The organism is Peptoniphilus stercorisuis (assembly GCF_017874395.1).
Lineage (GTDB): Bacteria > Bacillota > Clostridia > Tissierellales > Peptoniphilaceae > Anaerosphaera > Anaerosphaera stercorisuis.
Map to the genome: position 1 here is coordinate 109,247 of NZ_JAGGLJ010000001.1, position 26,531 is coordinate 135,777.

A 26,531-nucleotide genomic window follows, 5' to 3' on the forward strand; every position below is an offset into this window, starting at 1 on the left:
TTTTCACCTACTCTTCTTCTAAAAAGCCATCTTTCATAGTTAAAATTCTACTAGTTTCCTCAGCAAGTTCGTAGTTGTGAGTAATTAGAATAATGGTCTTTTTTTCTTCTTTATTTAATTTATGGAACAAGTCCATAACAGTTCGTCCAGTTTTTGAATCAAGAGCTCCTGTTGGCTCATCAGCAAGAATAATATCGGGATTATTTGCCATAGCTCTTGCAATTGCAACTCTTTGCTTTTGTCCACCTGATAGTTCATTTGGTCTGTGATTATATCTTTCGTCCATATCTACAAGTTTTAAAAGTTCCATTGCCTTTTTTTGTCTTTCTTTTTTTGGTATTTTAGCATAGAGCATTGGAAGTTCAACATTTGAAAGGGCATTAGATCTTGGAATTAAATTAAAACTTTGAAATACAAAGCCTATTCTTTTATTTCTAATTTGAGAAAGTTCAGAGTCCTTTGCCTCACTTACTACTAAATCACCAAGTTCATAATCGCCAGTAGTTGGCCTATCTAAAAGTCCTATAATATTCATAAGAGTTGATTTACCAGAACCAGATTGACCAACTATTGAAATGAAATCTCCAGAATATACATCAAGATCTATTCCATGTAATATTTCAAGTTCATTTGGTTCTCCAATATAATATTTTTTAGTGATATTACGCATTGAAATTACTTTTTCTTTCATATTATCGCCTACTTAATTTCTGGGGAGTCTTCTACACTTATCTCCATACCATTACTATAATTTTCTGGTGCATTTATAATTATAAGTTTATTTCTTACATTATCTCCTGTGATTATAGTTTCAATATCATTTTCAGAACCTGTTTTTACCTCATATTCTTGAATAGTAGATCCACTTGCTGATTTTTTAATTCCAAGGACAAACTTTTTATTTCCCTTTTCATAAATAGCAGTAGATGGAACAGCAAATACATCTTTATTTTCTTCAAGAATATATTTTACACGAACATTCATACCAGGTTTTAATTTTGAAAGATCCTTAGATACAAGTTCAATTTGTGTTTTGTAATAGACTTCATTTGAAGTAGCACCTTGAGCTTTCTTTTCAGGAGTTGGATCTATTGAAATAACTTTTCCCTCAAAGACATCTTTTTTACTTAAAGCATCACTTGTGATTTCAACTTTCATTCCAAGTTTAATATTATTTACATCAAATTCTTTAATATGACTTTCAACTATTACCTTATTTAAAGTTTCAACCTTTGCAACAGCAGAAGTTGGAGCAGTTCCGATTTCAGCATCAAGCTCTGTAATAGCACCACTTACAGGTGATTTTATTATAGTATCAGCTAAATCTTCTTTTAAATATTTAAGATCAACTGCATTCATAGAATTATCTGCTCCTGCATTTGCAGATTTTAGATTATTTTCTAAAGCACGAATTTCATCATCTACTGACACCTCAGTTGATTTTAAGTTTTCAAGAGCGGCAATATATGAATTATGTGCAGTATCTGCACTAGATCTATAAGTTTTTAACATATCTTCTCTTGATTTTTTACTAGACAAATCTTGTTTGTAATTAGTAGCTAGAGATTCTCTAGCATTTTCAGCAGCAAGAGTAGTTTGTTCAATTTCTTTATTTATAGAGTCAATTGCATTTCTTGATTCTTCAGCAATATTTTCATATTTAGACTTATCAGCTTCAGCAGATGCTAAATCTTTTTCAGCCTTTGCCAAATTTCTTTTTAATTCGCTAAAACTATCATAATTATCTAATTTATTTTGTTCTTCTTCAAGTTCTTCTTCAAGTTCAAGTTCTTCTTCAAGTTTTTTTATATTTTCTTTGTCATTTTTAGGATTTAGTTTAGAAATTTTATTTTCAATGCTAGAAATAGTATTTTCAATACCAGTTACATCATCAACATCTTCTTGTAAATCTCTAACTCTTCTTTCATATTTTCTCACATCATCTTTTGCATCATCTGCTTTATTTTCATTTTCTGAAATTTTGTCATAGGTTTCATTTTTCTTTTCTTCAGATTGTCTTTTGTTTAGCTCTGCACTTTTAATAGATGAGTTTAAACTGTCTTTTGAAGATTCAGATGCAACAATTTGCTCATTATATCCTTCTTCTATGGACTTTTTAAAATCATTATATATTTTTTCTTGAGCTTGCCATGCATCATAAGCAGATACAACAGCATTATTTGCAGATATTAAAGCTGTATTTGTGCCCTCGTTTTTATTTCTGTGGGCTTCATTTAATTTGTCCTTTGCACTTTTTATTTGAGTGCCTGCAGATTTATTAGTTGAACTAATAGCTGCATTTTTTTGTGCTATTTGTTGTTTAATAGAAGAGTCATCAAGCTTTGCTATAATATCTCCTTCATTTACTTTATCTCCAACTTTTACAAAAATTTCCTTTACAGGAAGAGATTTTGTTGTAAAAACTTGCATTGATTTTTCAGCTTTAACAGTACCTGACTCATTTACAGAACTAGTTAAGTCTTTTTTTGCAAGTGTAGTAGTTTCACTTTTTGCAATTACTGGTCCTTTGTTAGAAGATTTGCTTTTTATTGCAAAAAATCCTAGAAGTACAATAATAATTACAGAAAGAATAATTACTTTTTTTTTATTGTTTTTTATTATATTAATGAATTTACTCATATATGGAATTTCCCCCTTTTTCCAATTTATAATTGCTTTAATAATTATAATATAAGATTTTTAAAAAAATATTAATAAAATCTAAAGAATTTCTAAATATCCTTAGATATATACCAAAAAAGAGAGGATTTCAATAAAAAAAGGCCATATTCATTGAATATGACCAGTTTTCATTATTTTACATTAGTTTTCTTAAATAACTCAAGAAGAGATTCATTGGTTTTAATATTTAATTCTTCAAAAACTTCATCAAGAGAGGAGTATAATTCTTCAAAGTTTTCATAATTAATATTTTGTCCCATATGTCCAATTCTTATGATATTTTCTTTTAAAGGTCCAACGCCTTTACCGATAATAATGCCTTTTTTTTGAAGGGCAAGTTCAATTTCACTACTATTATGTTCTTCAGGAACTAAAACTGCAGTTACTGTATTTGAAAAAGAGTCTTTTGGATATAATTCAAATCCAGCTTTTGTAAATACTTCACGAGTAGATGATGCGTATTTTTCATGAAGATTTGCAAAGTCAGATTCAAGTGTAATATCTAGTGCTTTATCAAGAGCATAGACAAGGTTTTCATTCATAGTGTAGGGAAATGGTGCAAAGCTACAATCATAATGATTTTTAAAATTCATATAGTAGCTAGGAATTTCTTCTTTTCTATTTTCAATTTTTTCTTTTGCAGATTCTGAAAGTGTAACTAAAGTAAGTCCAGCAGGTGCTGAAATACATTTTTGAGATCCACCAAGTAAGCAATCTACATTTGATGAGTCAAAGTTTATTTTTTCTCCACCCATTGCAGATACTGAATCTACAATAGTTAAAATATTATATTTTTTAAGTAATGTACAAATTGCTTCTATATCATTTGTAAGTCCTGATGGAGTTTCGCAGTGAACCATTGTTGCTATTTTAAAGTCATGATCTTTTTCTAGGAAATTTTCAAGTTTTTCAAGATTTATTCCATGTCTAAAATCATCTTCGTATTTTACAGCTTCTCCGCCATAAAATCTAACATAATCAGCAAAGCCCTCTCCAAAAAATCCATTATATATAACTAAAACTCTTTCACCTTTTTCCATAAGTGAAACAATTGATGCTTCAAGGCCTAAAATTCCCTCTCCAAGCATTATAAAACTAGTTGCTTTTGTATTAAGTAATTTTGAGATTTTCTTTTCCATATTTCTGTGGAATATCTTGTATTCTGGATCTAGATCTGGATTAGTTTTGCAATTTGCCATAGCTTTAATAACTTCTTCATTTACAGATGTAGGTCCTGGACATAATAATTTCATATAATCACCTCAAGAGTAATAATAACACGTTTTCATACTTTATACATGGAAGATATTGAAAAAAATTTTTTGCTAATATATAATGAAAGTGGGGTGATATAATGTTAAATCATTTAAAAATAGAGGTATTTATACCTGAAGAATATGTTGTAGAAATAGTAAATGGATTAAATGAAAGTAATGTTTTAAGAGAAGGAAACTATGATTATGTTTTTGCTACAACAAAGGTAAAGGGCCATTTTAGACCTATTGAAGGTGCAAATCCTTTTAGTGGAGAAATTGGTGTTGTACATGAATGTGACGAAGTTAAAATGGAGTTTAGAATTAAAGAAGAAGATTTAGACGAAGTTAGAAAAATAATTGAAATAAAGCACCCTTATGAAGAGCCTATTATAAATATTATTAAACTAATAGAATAAAATGTAAGAAAAAAGAGATGAATATTCATCTCTTTTATTTTTTATAAATCAGTTCCTTCTTCCATGATTTTATTTGATATCCAACCATGAAAAACTTCTCCTGTATTTACATTTTTAGCTGCAACTTTACACCAAATTCTCTCTTCACCTTCAATTTTAGTTTCTTGTACATATAGGTCTGAATCTGTTGGAAGCACTACTATTATATCTGAATCAATACTAGGACTTACTCTTAGATTTCCCTTTGAAGCTCGAACTTTTTGGTAGGTGTTTAGTAAGTTTTCAGCTTTTTTTGTAATTTTAGCTCTGGATTTATCAGTTTCAAAACCTTCTTCTATAGAGTCATTTAGTTTTTCTTCAAGTGATTTTTCTTCAAGTGAATTTTTTAAGATCATATCTCTTAAATTAATTGCATTTGCAGATTCTGGAACTACTTTTAAATAGTCATTTACTATTTTCAAAGCTGTGTTTTTATCAGAAGCTTTAAGTTTTGTCTTAGCTTTTTGAAGTATTATATTTTCAAGTTCTGATATTTTATCCTGAGAATTAGAAAAGTTAATAGTATCTTCTGGTATTACTTCTTTGAAACTTTTAACTGATGCTAAATATTCGCTTTTTAATATTAAGTCATTTCCTCTTTCATAGGATCTTTGTGATTCTAGAAGTTTTTTAGTATCTTCAATTTCAGAATTTATATCTTTTTTATTATTATTTTCTTTAACATCATTATAAAGAACAAGTGCATCTTCGTATTTTCCTGATGCAACATAGGCTCTTGCATCTTCTAGTTGATGTGTTGTTTTTAATTTTATAAAAAACTTAAATGCAAAAATTCCAGCAAATAATAATGCAAAAATTACTAATACTGTTACCAAAACCTTTAAAAATATTTTTAAACTAGATTTTTGTTTTACGGGAACAATATCTATAGGATTTACTCTTTTTTCTTCTAACTCTTCTGCCTCTGGAGCTATTTTTGTAAGTTGAGTTTGAGTTAGATTACTTGTGAGAATATCCTTTTTCTCCTCATCATATTCTAAAGAACCAGAAAGTGTATTTAAAAGTTTAAGATTAATAAGTGGCTCTGTTAAATTATTTAAAACAAAGTTTTTATTTCTTTTACAGTTGATACATTCTTGTGACTCTTTTTCGTTTATAGCACCACATACGCATCTCCAACCGTCGATTAAATTTTCACCATAGGTTAAAATCTCAGGTCCAAGGATGGATTCTATTTTTTCTTGTTTTTTGTCAGGTATTATAGGAAGTGTAAATTCTTTTTCAGAAGAATTATTATATTCTCTAGCTCTACCATCAACAAAAGTTATATTTTTTATATAAATTTCTATTTTTCTTGCTGTATTAAACCTCTCATCTATTACAAAAGGCTCTATATAGTAAACTGTATGTGGTTGAATATTCAGATTTTTGCTGTAGTAAAAAAATTCGCTTCCATTAAAGAGATAACTATCATTTTCGTCTTTGAATACTATACTAAAGGTAATATCTGTAATTGATTTATCATCTACATTTAAAATATCAATTGCAAGTTTTAAATCTCTTGTAATTTCAGCTCTTATGATTTGAATTTTATCTTTTGGATTTAATTTTACTACAGTGGGGAGTGTTTGAAAATCTGAGTTCATTTAAAATTCCCCCTTCATAGGTATTATTTCTAATTATATTATAAAAAAAATGCAAATTCAATAAATCAGCCTCTTTGTCACTATATTGTATCCATTGTAAGCATTTGTTTAAATTTTGAATAAAAAGATTAAAATATAAAAATTAATCAATAGAATTCATTATAAAAGATAAAAAAATCTATACTTATTTTGTCTAAATGAGTTTAAAGGGTATACTATATATGGTATATTTATATAAGTGGAAAAAAGGAAATAACTAAATATAGTTTAAATATAGTTTGTATAGGAGAATGTAAAGTGAAGATTAGAAAAAGAAGTGGCGAAGAGAAGGAATTTGAAATTTCCAAAATTGAAAGAGCTATGAAAAAGGCATTTATTAGTGTTGGAAAACCAATAGATGAAGAAAAAATAAAGGAAATGGCAAAAAGTGTAGAGGAGAAAATTCATAATAATTTTCCAAAGGGCCATGAGATAAATGTAGAGGAAATTCAGGATTTAGTAGAAATTACACTTCTTGAAAATAACTATTATACAGTTGTGAAGTCATATATTTTATATAGAGCCTCTCATCATATGATGAGAAAAACTATTGAAGATTTTTCAGATTATTTTAAGGATTTAAATATTATTGAGATTATGAAAAATATTCAAGAAGATTACAAAGAAGATGCCTATAATCTGTCTTTTTTATATTCTAAATTTTCTTCCTTTGCAAAGGAAAATATGAATGAAGAAGAGTATTTAAATATTTTAATAAAAGCTGCAAGTGAACTTACATCAAAGGAAGCTCCAAAGTGGGAGTTTATTGCTGCAAGATTTTTATCTTATAAAATAAAAATGTCTATTGAATCTATTACTAATAGACTTGAGATTTTTACTTTTAGAGATAAGATAAAGTATTTAACTGATGAAAATTTATATGGAAGTTATATTTTAGAGAATTATTCAAGTAGTGATATAGATGAGCTTGAAGATTATTTAGATGAAAGTAGAAATAATCTATTTAATTATAGTGGTCTTGATCTTGTGATGAAAAGATACTTAATAAAAAATCACAATGGAGAAGTTCTTGAGTCTGTTCAAGAGATGTTTATGGGAATTGCAATGCATCTTGCAATACCAGAGGGTGATAATAAAATTATCTGGGCTAAAAAAATCTATGATATTTTAAGTAATTTAAAAGTTACAATGGCAACTCCAACTATGTCAAATGCTAGAAAGCCCTATCACCAATTGTCCTCTTGTTTTATAGATACTGTGCCTGATAGTTTAGATGGAATATATAGATCTATTACAAATTTTGCTCAAGTTTCAAAACATGGTGGTGGAATGGGACTTTATTTTGGAAAAGTTCGTGCAATGGGTTCAGATATTCGTGGATTTAAAGGTGTTGCAGGGGGAGTTTCAAGATGGATCAAACTTGCAAATGATACAGCTGTTGCAGTAGATCAACTAGGAGTAAGACAGGGAGCTGTTGCTGTTTATTTAGATATTTGGCATAAGGATATTGCAGAATTTTTACAACTTAAGACAAATAATGGAGACGACAGAATGAAGGCTCATGATGTTTTTCCAGGAATTTGTGTACCAAATTATTTTTGGAAACTTGCTGATGAAGATATAGATGCAAATTGGTATATGATGTGCCCTCATGAAATAGAATCTGTAAAAGGATATTGTCTTGAGGATTCTTATGGGGAAGAATGGCTTGAAAAATATCTAGACTGTGTAGATGATGATAGAATTGAAAAAAGAGTAATTTCAGTAAAAGATATGGTTCGTCTTATTATTAAATCTTGTGTTGAAACTGGAACTCCTTTTATATTTAATCGTGATATTGTAAATGAAGCAAATCCAAATGCACATAAGGGAATGATTTACTGTTCAAATTTATGTACAGAGATTGCTCAAAATATGAGTGCAATAGAACTTGCAAAAAGAGAAATAAAAATAATTGATGGAGAAGAAATAGTTGTAGAAAGTACAAAGGCTGGAGATTTTGTAGTTTGTAATCTTGCATCACTTGTACTTGGAAATATTGATGTAAATAATAATGAAGAACTTGAAGAAATAATAAATACTGTAGTTCGTGCACTTGATAATGTAATAGATCTTAACTATTATCCAATACCTTATGCAAAAATCACAAATAAAAAATACAGATCAATTGGACTTGGAACAAGTGGATATCATCACTGTCTTGTAAAAAATAATATTAGTTTTGAAAGTGAGGAGCATTTTGACTTTGCAGATAAACTATATGAAAATATAAATTATTATACAATAAAGGCAAGTTGTAATATTGCAAAGGAAAAGGGACATTATGATTATTTTGAAGGATCAAAATGGCAAAGTGGAGAATATTTTGAATATAGAGATTATAATTCAGATAGATGGGAAAAATTAAAATCTGAAGTTCAAAAATTTGGAATAAGAAATGCTTATTTAATGGCAATAGCTCCAACAGGCTCAACTTCTATTATTGCAGGAACAACTGCTGCGGTAGATCCTGTAATGAAGAGATACTTCCTTGAGGAGAAAAAGGGACAAATTGTGCCAAGAGTTGCACCAGGGCTTAATCCAAAAACATTTTGGCTATATGAAAATGCTCACGAAATAGATCAAAACTATGTAGTAAAAGCTGCAGGAATTCGTCAAAGACATATAGATCAATCACAATCACTAAATTTATATATAACTACTGAATATACAATGAGTAGAATTTTGGGATTATATATTAATGCTTACAAAGAAGGGGTAAAAACTATTTATTATGTAAGAGGTAAATCTCTTGAGGTAGAAGATTGTGATAGTTGTTCAGCATAAGGAGGAATAATGAAAGAATTAAAGAGAAAAGCTCTATTTAACGAACATGGAGATATTGAGCTAAGTAAACGTAGAATGATAAATGGAAATACTACAAACTTAAATGATTTTAACAATATGAAATATAGTTGGGTAAGTGATTGGTATCGTCAAGCTATGAATAACTTTTGGATACCAGAAGAAATAAATTTATCTCAAGATATAAAAGATTATAGAAATCTTGATGAGCATGAAAAAAGAGCCTATGATAAAACTCTGTCTTTTTTAGTTTTTCTAGACTCGCTACAAACTGCAAATCTTCCAAATCTAGCTGAGTATATTACAGCAAATGAAGTAAATCTATGTCTTACAATACAAGCCTATCAAGAAGCTATACACTCACAAAGTTATGGATATATACTAGATACAATATGTTCTCCAGAAGAGAGAAGTAAAATATTATATCTATGGAAAGACGATCCACTTCTTCTTGAACGCAATAAGTTTATAGGAGATCAATATAATGACTTTTATAATAATAGAACTTCTTATAATCTTGTGAAAACAGCAGTTGCAAATTATGTATTAGAAGGAATTTATTTTTATTCAGGATTTATGTTTTTCTATTCTCTAGGAAGAATTGGAAAAATGCCAGGAACAGTTCAAGAAATTAGATATATAAATCGTGATGAAAACACACATTTATGGCTATTTAGATCTATTATACTAGAGCTTAAAAAAGAAGAACCTCAACTTTTTACAAGTGAAAATATTGAAACTTTTAGAAATATGATAAAACAAGGTGTAGAAGAAGAAATAAAATGGGCAAATTATGTTATTGGAGACAATATTAAAGGTTTGACAATGGAAATGGTAGAAGGATATTTAAAATATTTAGGAAATCTTAGATGTAGAGGACTTGGATTTGAAATGCTATATGAAGGATTTGAAAAAGAGCCAAGTTCAATGACTTGGGTAAGAGAATACTCAGATCCAAATGCAATTAAAACAGACTTTTTTGAAGCAAAAGTATCTGCTTATTCTAAATCAAGTGTAATAGAAGATGACCTATAAGAAAAATAGGGTAAGCTATAATTAAGAAAAGAGGTGTCTTTATGAAAGTTGCATTTTTAGGAAGTGTAGAAGAAAGTTTTGTAGAATATGTGCAGGAATTAGGATATGAAACTGAAAAAATTTCAAAAGAAGATATAGGAAATAATAATTATAGTAGAGACTTTGAAATATTATGTGGATCAATGTTATTTGAGAGAATGGATCTTAGAGAATTTGAAAATTTAAAATATATATTTTTATATTCTCAGGGAATTGACTATTTACCCCTTGATTATATTAAAGAAAAAGAAATTATACTTTGCAACAATAAGGGAGCATATGCAGAGCCAATAGGTGAATTTATCGTATATTCACTTCTTGCAATGGAAAAATATGCAAGGACAAATATAGAAAATCAACAAAATAAAATTTGGAAAAGACGAGCAATTACAGGAAATTTATACAATAAAAAAGCAGTGTTTTTAGGCACTGGAGATATTGCACAAGAAGCAGCAAAAAGACTATCAGGATTTGATCTTGAAATAATCGGATATAATACAAATGGACGAGATGTAGAGTATTTTAATAAATGTGTAAATTTAGAAAATTTAAATAGTGAATTAAATACTGCAGACTATGTAGTCCTTGTACTTCCATCAACAGAAAAGACAAAGTATTTTGTAAATGAAGACTTAATAAAAGAATTTAAAGATGGTGCGAAATTTATAAATATATCTCGTGGAGATGTAGTAGATGAAAAAGCACTTATTAAATATTTGGAAAAGGGAAAAATTGCATCAGCTGCACTAGATGTCTTTGAAGAAGAACCACTTAGTGAAGAAAGCCCACTTTGGGATATGGAAAATGTATATATTACACCACATATTTCAGGAACAGCAGAGGACAATTATGAAAGATTTGTAAGATGTGCAAGAAAAAATCTTGAAAACTTAAAAGAAAATAAAGAATTAATTAATATTGTTGATTTAGATAGAAAATACTAAAATAAGAAAAAGATGGCTCAGCCATCTTTTTTTATTTATAAATGAAGTTTCATATTTTTTTTGATATTCATTAAATCCAAAATTCTCATATAATTTAATAGCTCTATAATTATTAGATAAAACACTTAACTCTACATATTCTAGATTTCTATTTTTAGACCAAGTTTTAACTTCTTCTAATAAAAGTTTGCCAATTCCATTAGAACGACTATTTGTATCTACAACTATATCTATAATATAGGAATAATTGTGGGGAACTATACATTTATATTCTCTTGTTTTCATCTCTTGTACTATTACAAAGCCAAGTAAGGTATTATTTTCTTCAGCTAGGAAAATATCGTAATTATTGTCATTAATTACCATTTTTATAAAATTTTCATCTTGAGGAACTACTTTAATGTAGTCACTTTGAAGCTCTGCCATATTTGTAAAAAGCACTTCATAAAGTCTACATATTTCTTTTAAATCTTTTAATTTACCTTTGTGAATTTGCATAAATACCTCCTTATATAAAAAGAAAAGGTAGAGTTATCTACCTTAATCATTTATTAATTTCTTTGTTTGATTTTTAATTAAAAAAGTCTTTAATTTTTTCTACTAATTTTCTATTGTCTTCTTTATCTAAAATACAAAATCTAAAGTATTTTTCATTAAGTCCTAAAAATGAACTACAATCTCTTATTACAAGAGCGTCTTTTAGAAGATTTTCTCTTAAGTCATTTGCAGTTTTTTCATTTAAAATTTTACAAAGTACAAAGTTTCCCTCTGATCTATAAACTTTGATATTATCTATTTTAGATAGTTCAGAAGTTGCATAGTCTCTTTCTTCTCTTATAAAATTATAAACTGTATTTTGGTAAGATGTATCATCAAACATATATCTTCCCATAATATCTGAAAATATTGTTATATTCCAAAGCATTGAATTTTTGTAGAAGATTTCCTTTGTCTTTTCATCTGATGTAATTCCATATCCAAGTCTTATTCCAGGACTTGCAAAAAACTTACTTACTCCTCTTGTGACAAAGAGATTTTTGTATTTTTTTGTAAGTGGAATTGAGGAATAAACTAAAGTATTAGTAAATTCTACATAGGTTTCATCAATTAAAATTTTTGTATTTGTATTTTGAAGTATTTCTTCAATTTCTTCAACATTTAATATAGTTCCTGTTGGATTATTTGGATTTGCAAAGACGAAAAGTTCTATTTTGTTTTCATTAATATAATCTATTATTTCTTTAACATCTATTTTAAAATTCTTTTCTTCAGTAAGTTTATAGTGATGAATAGTTCCATCAAGTTTAGATAATTCATTTTCATATTCACTATAACAAGGACTTAAAAGAAGGGAATTTTTTGGACTAACTAGGCTAATATATTCTCTTAATAGTTGTGTTGTACCACTTCCTAAGAAAATATCATCAAAATTTGCATTTACATAATTAGAAATAGAGTTTTTAAGATCAATATATTCAGGATCTGGATATGTTGTTACTAAATTTAGATTTTCTTTTAGTTTTTCTAGTGCAATTTTACTTGGACCTAGGGGATTTATATTTGACGAGAAGTCACGAATATCCTCTATTTTAAAATTAAATTTTTTAGAAAGTTCAAATAAGTTGGCACCATGCTTGTCTTTTTTGACCATAATTTCTCCTTTCTTATAATAAATTCTTAAAACATTTTCATTTACAATCGCTTTCATATATAATTATATCATTAGGTTAGATATAATTATATATATATGGAGGTGCTTTATGAATATTTTTTTAAATGACTATAATGATTTATGTCATGAAAATGTATATCAAAAAGTTAGTGAAGTTCAGGAAAAGGGAAATATAGGATATGGCTTTGACGAATATTCTGAAAAAGCAAAAAGATGTATAAAAAGAGATCTTGAAAATAAAGATGTTCAAATAGAGTTTTTAGCTGGTGGAACTATTGCAAATATTATAGCTATTTCTGCAAATTTACTTCCTTATGAGGGAGTTATTGCAGCTAAAAGTGGACATATTGTAGGTCATGAAACAGGATCTATTGAGGCAACTGGACATAAGGTTGAACTTATTGAAACAAGTGATGGAAAATTATCTAAGGATTTACTTTTAAATAGATTAAAGGATTTTACTGATGAGTATCATATTGTTCCAAAACTTGTTTATATTTCACAGACAACGGAGCTTGGAACTGTTTATTCTTATGAAGAGATTAAAGAAATTTATGATGTTTGTTTAGAATATGGTCTATATTTATATATAGATGGTGCTAGAATGGCAGTGGGCCTTGCAGCATCAGATATAGAAGTTTCAGATCTTTGTGATATTTGTGATATTTTCACACTTGGTGGAACAAAAAATGGTGCAATGTTTGGAGAGGCACTTGTAATAGTAGAAGAAGAGCTTAAGCACAATTTAAGAAACTTTATGCGTCAAAGAGGATCTGTAATAGCAAAGGGATTTATTACAGGGGCACAATTCTTAGCTCTATTTGAAGATGGACTTTATTATGAGCTTGGAAAAAAAGCTAATGATATGAGTATAAAACTTGCAGAAGAACTTGAAAAAATAAATATTAAATTTAATCAAGAACCTGTAAGTAATCAAATTTTTATAGAAATGCCTATAGAAAAAATTAAGCCTTTAGAAGAAAATAATGCCTTTGAAATTCAACCTCTAAGTGATAGTGAAAAAGTACTTAGATTTGTAACAAGTTATAGGACAAATGAAGAGGAAATAAATGGACTTATTTCTGATTTAAAAGCATTGGAGGATTAGTTTAGAAGATGTATATAGCAGTCTATAATGACAAGGGAGGAAGTTGTAAGTCAACTTTTGTTAGAGAAATATCACTATTTCTTGAAAGAAAAAGAAAAAAGATTTTAGTAGTAGATTTAGATTATAAAAATAGTATTACTCAAAGTTTTGATATAAAAAATAAAAATACTATAAGTCCTTTACTTGAGGATATTGTAAAATTAGATGAGGTTTTAGTTAAGACAGAATATATTGATTTAATTCCTGGAGATTATAATATAAATAATATAGAAATTAAAAAAAGTATTAGAGAGCATATAAAAGAAGTTGAAGAAAATTATGATTATATTTTCTATGATACATCTTGTGAAAATATGGCTTCTACTATGGCAATATATCAATCAGAGATTATAGTAGTTCCTGTAATACCAGAAAGATATGATGTTCAAAATTTAAAACATACTATAAAACATATTAAAAAAAGTATTGAGGACAATCAAAGTATTTGTATTCTTATAATGCGTTATGATGATTCTGAAACTTCAGCTGTTGAAATTGAAGAAATAAATAAAATTGCAAAAGAAGAAGATCTATTTGTATTTAAAAATATGATTCGTGATGATGATACAGTAAAAGAAATTCAACTAAAGGGCAAGGAACTTAGAAGTTATAATTTTGTATCTGATGCCTCAGAAGATTATAAATCCTTAACAGAGGAATTTATAGTAAAAGTAGATGAAGTAAAAGAAAATCTTAAAGAGATAGCAGAAAATGCTAAAGAGGTTTTAAATACAGAAGATCAAGAAATTAAAGAAGATTAATATAAAGTATCTATGGCTTAGCCATAGGTATTTTTTTTAGTAAAATATATTAATTTGTAATTTTGATTATATGATTTATAATATGGTAATATTTAATATAGAAAATTATTATAATAAGTAGGTGATAATTTGAACAGTTTTAAAATTATAAAAAATAGTTTTCTTAGATTAAAGCATTATTTTTCAGATTATTTTGTAAGTATGGTTGTTCTTCAAGGTATTAGAATACTATTAATACTTCCAATGCTCTCTTATTTATTTACAAAAATATTAGATGAAGCAGGAGTTTATAATATTACAAATAAAAACTTTTTTAGATTATTTGAAAATCCAATTAGTATTTTATTAATTATAGCGCTTTTGATACTCTCTATTTTATTTATATTTTATGAGCTTGGGTATTATTTTGTACTTGCAGATGCACAGGTTAAAAATGAGTTTTATACATTTAAAGATATATTGAGAAAACTAAATAAAAAGGCGAAGTATTTTTTAAGTATTTATTCTTTTTTATTTATTGGATATTTTCTTTTACTTTTGCCTATAGTTTCAATAGGACTTGGATCAGAACTTACTGATTGGATTAAAATTCCAAACTTTATAGTAGATGAAATGTTACTTAATAAACTTGGAAAATTTATTTATTTTGTACTTGTACTAGCACTTGTATATCTTGCCTTTAGACTTATTTATACTATGTACTTTTTCATTAGAACAAGTGATAAAAATATACTAAATTCAATGAAAGAAAGTATGGAGTTTTCAAAGGATAAAACATTTAAAAATGGAATTTTAATTTTAATTACAACAGTTATTTATGGTTTGATTATGTCTTTGTTTTTATTTATTTGTATAATTCCTGTACTTTTGACAGATAAATATGCTCCGATAATATCTCCAATAACATCTGGAATATCTCTTACTTTAATGCAAATAGTAATACTTTTACTAGGTGGTTTAATACAACCTCTTATAGTAAATGTAATAGTTGAGAGTACAGGGTTTATTGAGAAAACTCACGAATATCCACTAAGAGAGCCAATTTCTATTAAGAAAATTCTTGAGAAAATAAAAGGTGCTAAAAAAATAATAATAGTAGTGCTTTTAATATTTATGGGATTTAATACATTTTCACTATTAACAGTAGTATATCAGCCAGAAACTCTTGTAATAGCTCATAGAGGAAATACGACAAATGCTGCAGAAAATACTATTAGAGCTTTAAAAGAAGCTGCAAATGTCCATGCAGATGCAGTTGAGATGGATATACAAGAGACTAAAGATGGAAAATTTGTAGTAATGCATGATTTTAACTTAAAGAGGCTAACTGGGAAAAATAAAAAGGTGAGAAATCTCACATTAGAAGAACTTCAAAAATTAACTATAAAACAAAGGGGCTATGAAGAAAAAATTCCATCTCTTAGTGAATATATAGATGTTGCAAAGAGAAGAAATATAAAACTTTTAATTGAAGTAAAACCTCATGGCTATGAAAGTGATGAAATGGAAGAGAACTTAGTAAAACTTCTAAAGAAAAAAAAGGTAGATAAACATTTTATGGTTCAATCCCTGGATTTAGAAGTATTAGATAAAATAAAAAGTATAGATCCTGAAATAGAAACAGGATATATAATTCCTCTAAATTTTGGAAGTTTGCCAGAAACTGATCATGATTTTTTAGTATTAGAAGATTTTTCTATAAGTAAAAATATAATTGAAGATGCTAAAAAAAGAGATATAAAACTTTTTGCTTGGACTATTAATGAAGATGATTTAATGCAAAAATATTTTAGATTAAATATAGATGCAATAATTACAAATTATCCAGAAAGAGCAATTGAAATTAGAGAAAATAAAGAATATACAAAAACTTTTATAAATAGAGTTAGGTTTTTATTACAAAGATAGAGAAGAGAAATCTTCTCTTTTTTAATATAAAGTTGAAAAAAACTTAAATATTACATAAAATAAAATTAAATAAAATATTAAAGCTATGAAGAGGAAAAGATGGAAAACAACAATTTAGAAAATTATATAAAACTTGCAGAAATGTTATCAGAAAGTTATGGAAGTGATTGTGAAGTAATTATATATAATTTAGAAAATACAGCTATTTATATATCTAAAAATAATTTTACAAATACTGAAATTGGAATGAATCTAAGTGAAGATTTATTAAAAATATTAGAAAAAGATTTAGATAATAAGGGATATAAATCAAACTTTTATTATACAAAAGATGGAAAAATAATTAAGGCATCTTTTATGCCAATAAAATTAAAGAAGAAAATTATAGGAAGTATTTTAATAAATTTTAAAACAGAAGAAATAATAAAAACTCTAAATTATTTAGAAAGTCATTTAGAAAATTATAGAGAGTTTAATGAAAAAGATGAAAATGTAGTGGAAATAGTAGAAAAATTAATAGACAAAACTTTGTCAGATGTAAATGTTGAAAAATTAAATAGAAAGGAGAGAATTGAAAAAATTAAGTTAATGAACAATAAGGGTATTTTCAATATGAAGGGCAGTATTGACTATGTTGCAAAGAGAATGAATATAAAAAGTGTAACAGTTTATAGTTATATTGATGAGATAGAAAAATCTAAATAAATATATAAAATTTACTTAATTGCAATATAAATACTTCCTAGATCTGATAAATAGAATATAGAATTTATAATCTTTAGAGGAAAATTAATGGAGGTATAAAATGAGTAAAAATGCTTTTATAGAAGTGCCATATAACATAGGTTATTTGACAATGGATGAAGATGATTCTAGAAGGCATAAATCAAGATGTATTTATTTAGTGGATAAATATGATTGCAAAAAATATGAAAGTTGTATAGGAAGTAGTCACTGTCAGTATTATAAAGAAAAAGAAATAAATAAAGAAATAAATGATGAACTTATTCAAAGTGATATTCCAAAACAAGAAATGGATAAAAATCTCTATAATGCTACAGTGGGAAAAATGTTTGAAAAATATCGTGAAAATAAATTAAAAAAAGAAAAAACAGAGAAAAAAGAAAATCAAAATAAACAAATAGATTTTATTGACGATGAATATAGAAAAACAGTAGAAGTTGGAAGTTTAGTAGAAGTAAAATATGTAGAAGATGATTTAGTGGATCTATACAAGATAGTTCTAGAAAATGAAGATATTTTAAATAATAAGATAAATGCTAATTCTCCAATAGCAAAAGAGCTATTAGGTAGAGAAATTGGCGATAAATTCACACTTTAAACTGATAGAGAAAGAACTATTTTAATAGTTGATTTTGAATAAAAAAACAATTTAATTGTATATTTTAAAAGCTAAAAAATGAATGTGGAATTTTTAAAATACAAAAGAAAATAAAAAAACATTTTGAAAATCCCTTGACAAAAATATCTTTGGCAAGTAAGATAGGATGCAATATCAAAAAAATCGAAGAAGCAAAGAGTAAATATATGATTAGATTTTACAGAGAACTGGATTAGGTGAGAGCCAGAATTTCAAAAGTATTTTTGAAGAGAGTTGCAAAGATGAATGGGACAAAGAATTTCGAGTATCTCATTACGTTATCAAAGCGTTAATTTGAAAGAGTTGTATTTTTAATTTTGTTTAAAAGGAGAAATACAATTAGAGTGGTACCACGGGTTAATATGCTCGTCTCTTAGTTGAGACGGGCTTTTTTTTATATTAAAAATTAGTTTATACTGCAGATTTTCTAATTTTTAAAGTATTTAGCAATTATTTTAAAATTAAAAAACATAGGAGATGATTAGATGTATAGCAAGAAAAATATAATAATAATAGGTGCAGCTGGTAGAGATTTCCATAACTTTAACACTTATTATAGAGATAATGAAAATTATAATGTTGTAGCTTTTACTGCTGCACAAATTCCTGATATAGATAATCGTAAATATCCTTATGAACTAGCAGGCAAACTTTATAAAGGTGGTATACCAATTTATTCTCAAGATAAGCTAGAAGAACTTATTAAAGAATATAATGTTGATGAATGTGTTTTTTCATATAGTGATATAAAATATAAAGATTTAATGAATATAAGTGCAATTGTAAATGAAGCTGGAGCTGATTTTAAACTTCTTGCACCAAATAAGACAATGATAAAAAGCAATAAACCTGTAATTTCAGTATGTGCTGTAAGAACAGGATGTGGAAAAAGTCAAACTTCAAGAAAAGTAATAGAAATTTTAATGGAAAAAGGTCTTAAAGTTGTAGCAATTCGTCACCCAATGCCTTATGGAAAATTAGAAGATCAAATAGTTGAAAGATTTGCAGAAGTATCAGATCTTGAAAAACACAATTGTACTATTGAAGAAATGGAAGAATATGAGCCTCATATAGTTCGTGGAAATGTAATATATGCAGGAGTGGACTATGAAAAAATCTTAAAAGAAGCAGAAAATGATCCTGATGGATGTGATGTTATTCTTTGGGATGGTGGAAATAATGACTTCTCTTTTTATAAACCAGATTTATCACTTACAGTAGTAGATCCCCTTCGTCCAGGAGATGAAATTAACTATTATCCAGGAGAGGTAAGTTTAAAGTCTGCTGATATTGCAATAATAAATAAAATAGATTCTGCAACAAAAGAGGGAATAGAAATAGTTACAGAAAATATTAATAATTTAAATAAAAATGCAAAAATAATAAGTGCTGAATCAAAAATTACAGTTGATAAACCAGAACTTATAAAGGGTAAAAAAGTTTTAGTTGTAGAAGATGGTCCAACTCTTACACATGGCTGTATGAAAATTGGAGCAGGAACTGTTGCTGCTGAAAGATTTGGAGCATTGGAAATGGTAGATCCAAGGGAATATACAGTTGGAAAACTTTCTGAAACTTTTGAAATATATAAAGATATTGGAACACTTCTTCCTGCTATGGGATATAGTGAAGAACAACTTAAGGACCTTGAAGAGACAATTAATAATACAGATTGTGATTCTGTAATAATTGGAACTCCAATAGATTTATCTAGAATAATAAATATTAATAAGCCAGTTGCAAGGGTTTATTATGATTTAGATGAAAAGGGAGATTTAAACTTAGAAAGTGTATTAGATGAATTTGTAAAAAAACACAATCTAGAAAAAGTTCTTAGTCACTCTGCATAATTTGATAATTTTAAGAAGATAGCTTAGCTATCTTTTTATTTTATAGACCTAAAAAAATTTATAAAAAAATAGTTTGGGATACTATATTTTAAAAAAACTTGGGTAAATATTGTTTATCAAAAAAACAATTAATTTATTTAAAGAGGTATATAAAATGAAAAAATTATCAAAAAAAGAATTTATAATGGTTAGTTTAATGCTCTTTTCTTTTTTCTTTGGAGCAGGAAATTTAATATTTCCACCAATGTCAGGTAAAATGTCTGGAACAAATATGATTATTGTAATGATATGTTTTGGATTAACTGCAGTAGTTCTTCCAATACTTGGAGTTATAGCTGTTTCAACAACTAAAGGACTTGATAATTTAGCAAGAAGAGTAAGCCCTTTATTTGCAGTTATTTTTACAGTTTGTATATATCTTTGCATAGGACCATTTCTAGGAATTCCAAGAGCTGGAAGTTTACCTTTTGAAATGACAATAGCACCATATTTACCAGAAATATTTCCAAGTAGAATAGCACTTTTACTATATACAATAGTATTTTTCTCTATAGTTTATTTTTTATCTTTAAATCCTAAGAAATTAATAGACATAATTGGAAAATTTTTAACACCTGCACTACTTATATTAATAGTACTTTTATTTGCAACTTCAATAATAAAGGGACTTCCAAGTGCAAGTAATCCTGTTGGAATATATGGAACAAATCCAGGAATACAGGGATTTTTAGATGGATATAATACAATGGATGCAGTAGGAGCTTTAAATTTTGGATTTATAATATATGCAACTATTGCAAGTTTTAATATAGGTGATGAAAAACAAGTTTTATCTGTAACTAAAAAAGCAGGAATAATAGCTGGAACACTTCTAATGGTAGTATATTTTATGCTTGCAATAATTGGAGCAAGAAGTGCAAGTTTATTTCCAGAAAGTAAAAATGGAGCTGCAATATTAAGTAGTGTTTCTGGATATTTATTTGGAGATTTTGGAGCTATAATAGTAGGACTTATATTTACACTTGCTTGTATTACAATAAGTATTGGTCTTGTAACATCTACTAGTACATTTTTTACAAATTTATTTAAAGAAAAATTAAGTTATAAAGTTTGGCTTAGAATATTAATTTTATTAAGTTTATGTCTTGCAAACTTTGGATTAGATATGATATTAAAATACACATCATCTTTAATTACTGTAATTTATCCAGTTGCAATAGCATTAATTGCAATGTCACTTTTAAACAAATTTATTGCATCAGATAAATTAGTTTATAGATCAACAGTATATATTGTGCTTATTATTTCTTTAGTAGATGGATTTAAGGTTTTAAATCTTAAATTACCAGTAATAAATGACTTATTTATGAATTTACCACTAGCAAGTTTAAATCTAGGTTGGGTAATGCCAGCGATAATTTCTTTTACAATGGCAATGGTATTTTCTAAGACAATGAAAAGTAAAAAAGTATTTGCAAAAGTAGCAAAATAAAAAGAGTATATTTTATATACTCTTTTTATTTTTATTTAAAAGTTTGCATTTACCTAATCTTTAGTGATATAATCATATTACAGTGGTGAAGTGAACAAAAAAAGAGGAGGGTTTGTATTTAATAAATCTATTGGAAAGGTTCGCTTAAAACACAAAAACCGAAGAAGGCATAAATCTAGATGCATATATATTCTTGAAAAAAGTGAGTGTAAAATACACGATATATGTAAGACAAGTAGTGGTTGCAAAAATTATACAGAGCGTGAATTAAGCGACTATGAAATTAAGTCTATAATTCAAAAAGAAAGAATTAGAAAAAGACTAAATGAATTACAAAAGAAGAAAAAGGAAGTTAAAGAAGAAAAACCAAAAATAAATACTGGAATAGATGTGGGGGACACATTTGAAATAAAGTACTTAGCAGATGGTTTTATTCAGGAATATGAAATAGTACAGCCAGAAAGAGCAGATTTAATCGAAGGACGAATATCTCATGAAGCACCACTTGCTGAAGCAGTAATAGGGCGACAAATTGGGGAAGTTGTTAGATTAAAAACAGGGGAAAATGTTCAATGTAAAATTACAGATTGGACACCATTAGAAGCAATATTGTAAGTGGAGCATTTTATATGCTCCATTTTAATTTGGGTATATAATAAAAAGGAGGGAATATGCAAAGTTATAATAGTAAAGAAGAATTAATAGATGAAATAATAAAACGAAAAGAACTTTTTATAAATGAATTTGAAAGCATTAAAGAAAATGAAAAAGATATAATAATTGATGAAATAGATAGAACCCCTGCACAGATGATTAGCTATCAACTAGGCTGGATGAATCTAATACTTTTTTGGGAAGATAAAAATAAAAAGGGAATTGATGTAAAAACTCCAAGTAAAGATTATAAATGGAATAATCTAGGGGATTATATGAAGATTTTTATAAACAGTATGAAAAATATTCCTTAGAGGGATTAATAGATGAGTTTAATAATAGTGTAGATAAAATTATTGATCTTGTTAAAAATTTAAGTGATGAAGAGTTTTTTGAAAGAGACAAAAGACAATGGGCATCTAGTACGAAATCTAATTGGCCAATATGGAAATGGATACATATAAATACAGTTGCACCTTTTAAAACTTTTAGGACTAAAATAAGAAAATGGAAAAAACTAAAAAATTGATATTTTAAATAATTATCAAAATAACTTGACAAAATGATTAATAGAGTATATTATAATCACAATAATTAAATCCTTTTATAGAGAAAAAGTATGTAGATAAAAGTTTTTACAGAGAGTGGGCATTTGGTGAGAGCCTATAAAATATAATTTACTGAAAATCATCTCTTAGGAGCAGTCTGAAATAAAAGTAAGGCTTGACGGCTTTGTTTTCCGTTACAAAAACACAGTATTGATGGATACTTGCTAAGAGCCAATGAAAATTGGAATAAAGGTGGTAACGCGGATATTTCGCCCTTTGTATTTTATAATACAAAGGGCTTTTTTTTATTCAAAATCATTTTAATTCACAATTTCTATTTGTACTCTTGCAAGATTTGATCAAGATTATAACTAATGTAAGAAAGTAGTAATTTATGATTGATGAAAGGGAGTAAAAATGGAAAAATTATCAAAAAAAGAATTTATAATGGTTAGTTTAATGTTATTTTCACTTTTCTTTGGAGCAGGAAATTTAATATTTCCACCAATGGCAGGGAAAATGTCTGGAACAAATATGCTTTTAGTAATGATGTTTTTTAGTATAACAGCAGTAGTTCTTCCAGTACTTGGAGTAATAGCAGTAGCAAAATCAAAAGGACTTGAAAATCTTGCAAGTCGTGTAAATAAAGTTTTTGCAACTGTATTTACTGTATTAATATATCTTTCAATAGGACCTCTTCTTGGAATACCAAGAGCAGGAAGTGTACCTTTTGAAATGGCAGTAGCACCCTATCTGCCAGAAACTTTTTCAAATAAAATAGCATTACTTATATATACATTAGTATTTTTTGGAATAGCTTATTGGCTTTCCTTAAATCCAAATAAACTTGTAGAGAGAATGGGAAAAATACTTACACCAACTCTTTTAACTTTAATTTTATTTTTATTTGTAGTATCTTTATTTAAAGAAATGCCAAGTTTTACAGCTCCAATTGGGGAATATAGCAAAAATCCTGCAGTAAGTGGATTTTTAGATGGATATAATACAATGGATGCTGTTGCTGCACTTAATTTTGGATTTGTAATATATCTTACTATTTCAAAATTTAATATAAGTGATGATAGAAAAATATTATCAATTGCAACTAAATCAGGAATACTTGCAGGAAGTATATTAATGATTATATATTTAATGCTTGCAATAATAGGTGCAAGAAGTACATCATTATTTCCAAATACTGCAAATGGAGCAGAGGTATTAAGAGAAGTATCAAAATATTTATTAGGAGATTTTGGAGCAATCCTTGTAGCTGTAATATTTACACTTGCTTGTCTTACTACAAGTGTAGGGCTTATTACATCATGTTCAGCTTATTTTACAAATTTATTTAAAAATAGATTATCTTATAGAACTTGGGTGAGAATATGGACATTTTCAAGTTTAGTCCTTGCAAATTTTGGATTAAATACAATATTAAAATATAGTTTATCACTACTTGTTGTAATATATCCAGTTTCAATAATACTAGTACTATTATCATTTTTAGATAAGTATTTAGATGGAAATAAACTTGTATATACTTTGACGATATATGTAACTATGGCGATTTCATTAGTAGATGCCTTTAAAGCATTAAATATAAAAGTGCCATTATTATATGATTTATTTATGAAACTTCCCTTTGCAGATTTAAGTCTTGGATGGGTAATACCTGCAATAGTAACTTTTTTAGTAAGTATTATCTTGTCAAAAATACTTCAAAGACAAAGAGGATTTGTAGAAAGTGTTGAATAAATTTGACAAAATCTAATATTTATATATAATAATCTTGGGAATGAAGTTTCCCATGGTAACCAAAACCGCGATAATAAGCTAATGACTTCTGCTTTTGCAGAGATCATTGGCTTTTTTTGTGCGCAAAATGGAGGTAATTATGTTATTTAGTTTGGGACTTATTATTTTATTTGGTATATTATTTGGAAGTTTTTTTGAAAGGATAAAGTTGCCAAGTCTTTTAGGTATGTTAATTGCAGGAATTATTATAGGACCTTATGGTTTTAATTTAATTGACAAATCAGTTTTAAATATTTCTGGAGAACTTAGGACTTTTGCACTAGTTGTAATATTAACAAGAGCAGGGCTTAATTTAGATTTAGATATTTTAAGAAAGGTTGGTATTTCTGCTATTTTAATGTGTTTTTTGCCAGCTACTTTTGAAATCTTTGGAATATATTTAATTGCTCCAAAAGTTTTAAATATTTCAGCAATAGATAGTTTAATTCTAGGAGCAGTTTTAGCTGCAGTATCACCTGCTGTAGTTGTTCCAAAGATGTTAAAATTAATAGATGAGGGATATGGAAGAAAAAGTGGAATTCCTGATTTAATAATGGCTGGAGCATCTGTTGATGATATTTTTGTAATAGTTATATTTACTGCACTTTTAAGTATTAGAACTGGTGGAAGTGTAAGTATTTTTAGTATTATTTCTATTCCAATCTCAATATTACTTGGAATATTATTTGGATCTATACTTGGGAATATTTTAAGTATTCTATTTAAGAAATTTAATATTATAAATGAAAAAAAGATATTAATTTTACTTAGTATTTCTTTTGTATTATTATTTTTTGAAAATACTATTAAATCAACTATTCCCTTTTCAGGGCTAATTGCAGTAATGGCTTTTAGTGCAAGTTTAAAGAAAAAAAGTGAATCTATTGCAAGGGATTTGTCTAAGTCTTTTTCTAGTATTTGGGTTTTTGCAGAGATTTTATTATTTGTACTTGTTGGAGCAAGTGTAAATATTTCCTATGCTTTTAAATTATCTTATCTTCCACTTATTGTAATAATATTTGGGCTTATATTTAGAGCAATTGGTGTAAATATTGCAATTTTAAAAAGTGATTTAAATAAGAAAGAAAGATTATTTACTACAATTTCCTATATGCCAAAGGCAACTGTTCAAGCGGCGATTTCTTCTATTCCACTTTCTATGGGGATTTCTAGTGGAGAGACTATTTTAACTGTTGGGGTATTTGCTATTTTATTTACAGCACCTATTTTTGCAAAATTAATAGATTTTAGTTATAAAAAATTGTTGATTAAGGATTAAAAAAAGCGCTATATAGCACTTTTGTCGTATATTCTATTAAGTGTTGTAACAAGTGTAAATATTATAACTGATGCAAGATTTGATGTAATATTGTCTTGATCAAATCTAGGTGATACTTCTGCTATATCAAAACTAATTGCTTTTTCAGAAGATAGTATGTGTTTTAATAGAATAAGTGCAATTTCAGGATCGAGTCCAAGAGGTTGAGGTGCTGATACTCCTGGTGCAAAGGCTGATGAAAATACATCGGAACAAATTGTAATATATAGATGGTCTTGTTTTCTTATAAAGTCATCTAGTTCTTCAAAGGTATTATAATAGTCGCTACTTAATAGGTCCTTTGCAAGTATATATTTTACATTGTATTCATCTGCTGTTTTAAATAAATTTCTAGTATTAGAATGCTTTTGAATTCCTAGACAAAAGTATGAATAGTTTAAATTTTCTTCTTCTGCTAAGTCGTGAATTTGTCTAAACATTGTGCCAGAGTTTCCGCCATTTTCATAGGGACGTAGATCAAAATGTGCATCAAAGTTTATAATTCCTAGATTTTTCATTTCTTTTTTATTTTTAAAGTAATCTATTATTCCTTTATAATGTCCAAAGGCAATGCCATGTCCTCCTCCAAGAAGTATTGGAAATAAGTTAAGGGATAGTATTTTAGATACTGCTTTTTTTAATAGTTCTTGAGCTTCATCAAGACTTAAGGATTCAACACTTATATTTCCTGCATCATAGAGCATAGTATCTTCAGAAAAATGGCAGGGAAGATTTGAAAGTTCTTTTCTTATACTTTCAGGTCCAAGTGCTGCTCCCACTCTTCCTTTGTTAAGTTCTATACCATAGTCACTACTAAAACCTAAAAAACAAAATCCAAGTTTTTCACTAAAGGGCTTTAAGTTTTCATCTTTTAAATCTATAAACTGAACCCATTGATGCCATCTAAATGAATCAAAATCAGTTTCACTATCTATTCTGCCTTGCCAAAAATCTTTACTTGCTACTTCATAATTATTATTAAACATTTTAAACTCCTTTTATATTAAATATGTACTATTTATAGTATACATTAATAGAAAAACATAGAAAAATACTTTATTTAAGGAATTTTTAAGAATTTCTTTAGGAATTATATAGATATTTATTGATATAATCTATGTAATAAAAATTTAATTAAGAAGAG

Annotated in this window: 21 protein-coding genes, 1 pseudogene, 1 riboswitch and 1 other annotated feature; of the genes and pseudogenes, 15 read left to right on the forward strand and 7 right to left on the reverse strand. The window is 27.3% G+C overall.

The window, feature by feature from the left end; translation table 11 throughout:
* Window positions 1-7: 7 nt before the first annotated feature.
* From J2Z71_RS00560 to J2Z71_RS00570, 3 genes are all read right to left on the reverse strand, one after another.
* The gene (locus J2Z71_RS00560; protein ID WP_210059900.1) at window positions 8-691 is read right to left on the reverse strand and encodes an ABC transporter ATP-binding protein; all 684 of its coding nucleotides are present in this window, start codon (window positions 689-691) and stop codon (window positions 8-10) included.
* Between the two features lie 8 nt (window positions 692-699).
* Window positions 700-2,640, reverse strand: a complete 1,941-nt coding sequence (locus J2Z71_RS00565; protein ID WP_210059901.1) for a beta-barrel domain-containing protein — start codon at window positions 2,638-2,640, stop codon at window positions 700-702.
* 173 nt (window positions 2,641-2,813) lie between these two features.
* The gene (locus J2Z71_RS00570; protein ID WP_210059902.1) at window positions 2,814-3,935 is read right to left on the reverse strand and encodes a pyridoxal-phosphate-dependent aminotransferase family protein; all 1,122 of its coding nucleotides are present in this window, start codon (window positions 3,933-3,935) and stop codon (window positions 2,814-2,816) included.
* Window positions 3,936-4,036: 101 nt separating this feature from the next.
* On the opposite strand from J2Z71_RS00570, the gene J2Z71_RS00575 reads away from it, so the two are divergent.
* Window positions 4,037-4,354 (forward strand): YqfO family protein, encoded by a 318-nt coding sequence (locus tag J2Z71_RS00575; protein ID WP_210059903.1) that lies wholly within the window; start codon window positions 4,037-4,039, stop codon window positions 4,352-4,354.
* Window positions 4,355-4,395: 41 nt separating this feature from the next.
* Here J2Z71_RS00575 and J2Z71_RS00580 read toward each other — a convergent pair whose 3' ends face one another.
* Window positions 4,396-6,000 (reverse strand): SH3 domain-containing protein, encoded by a 1,605-nt coding sequence (locus J2Z71_RS00580; protein WP_210059904.1) that lies wholly within the window; start codon window positions 5,998-6,000, stop codon window positions 4,396-4,398.
* A gap of 297 nt (window positions 6,001-6,297) precedes the next feature.
* On the opposite strand from J2Z71_RS00580, the gene J2Z71_RS00585 reads away from it, so the two are divergent.
* Genes J2Z71_RS00585 through J2Z71_RS00595 form a run of 3 tightly spaced genes read left to right on the forward strand, consistent with a single transcriptional unit; the run spans window position 6,298 to window position 10,862 of the window.
* Complete coding sequence (locus J2Z71_RS00585) at window positions 6,298-8,826, forward strand: ribonucleoside-diphosphate reductase subunit alpha (protein WP_210059905.1); 2,529 nt, start codon at window positions 6,298-6,300, stop codon at window positions 8,824-8,826.
* Window positions 8,827-8,835: 9 nt separating this feature from the next.
* A complete protein-coding gene (locus tag J2Z71_RS00590) occupies window positions 8,836-9,879 on the forward strand; it encodes a ribonucleotide-diphosphate reductase subunit beta (protein WP_210059906.1) in 1,044 nt (347 codons plus the stop codon).
* 41 nt (window positions 9,880-9,920) lie between these two features.
* Window positions 9,921-10,862, forward strand: coding sequence for an NAD(P)-dependent oxidoreductase (locus tag J2Z71_RS00595; RefSeq protein WP_210059907.1), 942 nt, complete (start codon window positions 9,921-9,923; stop codon window positions 10,860-10,862).
* Here the strand turns inward: J2Z71_RS00595 and J2Z71_RS00600 are convergent.
* Together J2Z71_RS00600 and J2Z71_RS00605 are read right to left on the reverse strand one after the other, a co-directional pair.
* A complete protein-coding gene (locus tag J2Z71_RS00600; RefSeq protein ID WP_210059908.1) occupies window positions 10,845-11,360 on the reverse strand; it encodes a GNAT family N-acetyltransferase in 516 nt (171 codons plus the stop codon). The genes J2Z71_RS00595 and J2Z71_RS00600 overlap by 18 nt on opposite strands.
* A 73-nt stretch (window positions 11,361-11,433) precedes the next feature.
* A complete protein-coding gene (locus J2Z71_RS00605; protein WP_210059909.1) occupies window positions 11,434-12,513 on the reverse strand; it encodes a pyridoxal phosphate-dependent aminotransferase in 1,080 nt (359 codons plus the stop codon).
* A gap of 109 nt (window positions 12,514-12,622) precedes the next feature.
* Between J2Z71_RS00605 and J2Z71_RS00610 the strand changes: the two genes are divergently transcribed.
* The 11 genes and pseudogenes from J2Z71_RS00610 to J2Z71_RS00660 all read left to right on the forward strand — a co-directional run bounded on the left by J2Z71_RS00610 (window position 12,623) and on the right by J2Z71_RS00660 (window position 25,348).
* Entirely contained in the window at window positions 12,623-13,642 is a 1,020-nt protein-coding gene (locus J2Z71_RS00610) for a threonine aldolase family protein (RefSeq protein ID WP_210059910.1), read from the forward strand.
* 8 nt (window positions 13,643-13,650) lie between these two features.
* Window positions 13,651-14,442 (forward strand): ParA family protein, encoded by a 792-nt coding sequence (locus J2Z71_RS00615; RefSeq protein WP_210059911.1) that lies wholly within the window; start codon window positions 13,651-13,653, stop codon window positions 14,440-14,442.
* Between the two features lie 129 nt (window positions 14,443-14,571).
* The gene (locus J2Z71_RS00620) at window positions 14,572-16,350 is read left to right on the forward strand and encodes a glycerophosphoryl diester phosphodiesterase membrane domain-containing protein (protein WP_210059912.1); all 1,779 of its coding nucleotides are present in this window, start codon (window positions 14,572-14,574) and stop codon (window positions 16,348-16,350) included.
* Between the two features lie 99 nt (window positions 16,351-16,449).
* The gene (locus tag J2Z71_RS00625) at window positions 16,450-17,055 is read left to right on the forward strand and encodes a helix-turn-helix domain-containing protein (protein ID WP_210059913.1); all 606 of its coding nucleotides are present in this window, start codon (window positions 16,450-16,452) and stop codon (window positions 17,053-17,055) included.
* A 100-nt stretch (window positions 17,056-17,155) separates the two neighbouring features.
* The gene (locus J2Z71_RS00630) at window positions 17,156-17,692 is read left to right on the forward strand and encodes a GreA/GreB family elongation factor (protein ID WP_210059914.1); all 537 of its coding nucleotides are present in this window, start codon (window positions 17,156-17,158) and stop codon (window positions 17,690-17,692) included.
* 524 nt (window positions 17,693-18,216) lie between these two features.
* Window positions 18,217-19,581, forward strand: coding sequence for a cyclic 2,3-diphosphoglycerate synthase (locus J2Z71_RS00635; RefSeq protein ID WP_210059915.1), 1,365 nt, complete (start codon window positions 18,217-18,219; stop codon window positions 19,579-19,581).
* Window positions 19,582-19,735: 154 nt separating this feature from the next.
* Window positions 19,736-21,073: a branched-chain amino acid transport system II carrier protein gene (gene brnQ, locus J2Z71_RS00640; protein WP_210059916.1), complete on the forward strand. Its 1,338-nt coding sequence runs from the start codon at window positions 19,736-19,738 to the stop codon at window positions 21,071-21,073.
* A gap of 90 nt (window positions 21,074-21,163) precedes the next feature.
* Window positions 21,164-21,688: a GreA/GreB family elongation factor gene (locus J2Z71_RS09040; protein ID WP_210059917.1), complete on the forward strand. Its 525-nt coding sequence runs from the start codon at window positions 21,164-21,166 to the stop codon at window positions 21,686-21,688.
* A gap of 56 nt (window positions 21,689-21,744) precedes the next feature.
* Window positions 21,745-22,256, forward strand: a pseudogene (locus tag J2Z71_RS00650) (ClbS/DfsB family four-helix bundle protein).
* Between the two features lie 65 nt (window positions 22,257-22,321).
* Window positions 22,322-22,555, forward strand: a binding site (T-box leader).
* 137 nt (window positions 22,556-22,692) lie between these two features.
* Window positions 22,693-24,030, forward strand: coding sequence for a branched-chain amino acid transport system II carrier protein (gene brnQ, locus J2Z71_RS00655; protein WP_210059918.1), 1,338 nt, complete (start codon window positions 22,693-22,695; stop codon window positions 24,028-24,030).
* A gap of 27 nt (window positions 24,031-24,057) precedes the next feature.
* Window positions 24,058-24,128, forward strand: a riboswitch (Fluoride riboswitch).
* Between the two features lie 41 nt (window positions 24,129-24,169).
* Window positions 24,170-25,348: a cation:proton antiporter gene (locus J2Z71_RS00660; RefSeq protein WP_210059919.1), complete on the forward strand. Its 1,179-nt coding sequence runs from the start codon at window positions 24,170-24,172 to the stop codon at window positions 25,346-25,348.
* Between the two features lie 8 nt (window positions 25,349-25,356).
* Here the strand turns inward: J2Z71_RS00660 and hutG are convergent, their stop codons facing one another.
* Window positions 25,357-26,373, reverse strand: a complete 1,017-nt coding sequence (gene hutG / locus J2Z71_RS00665; protein ID WP_210059920.1) for a formimidoylglutamase — start codon at window positions 26,371-26,373, stop codon at window positions 25,357-25,359.
* Window positions 26,374-26,531: the final 158 nt, after the last annotated feature.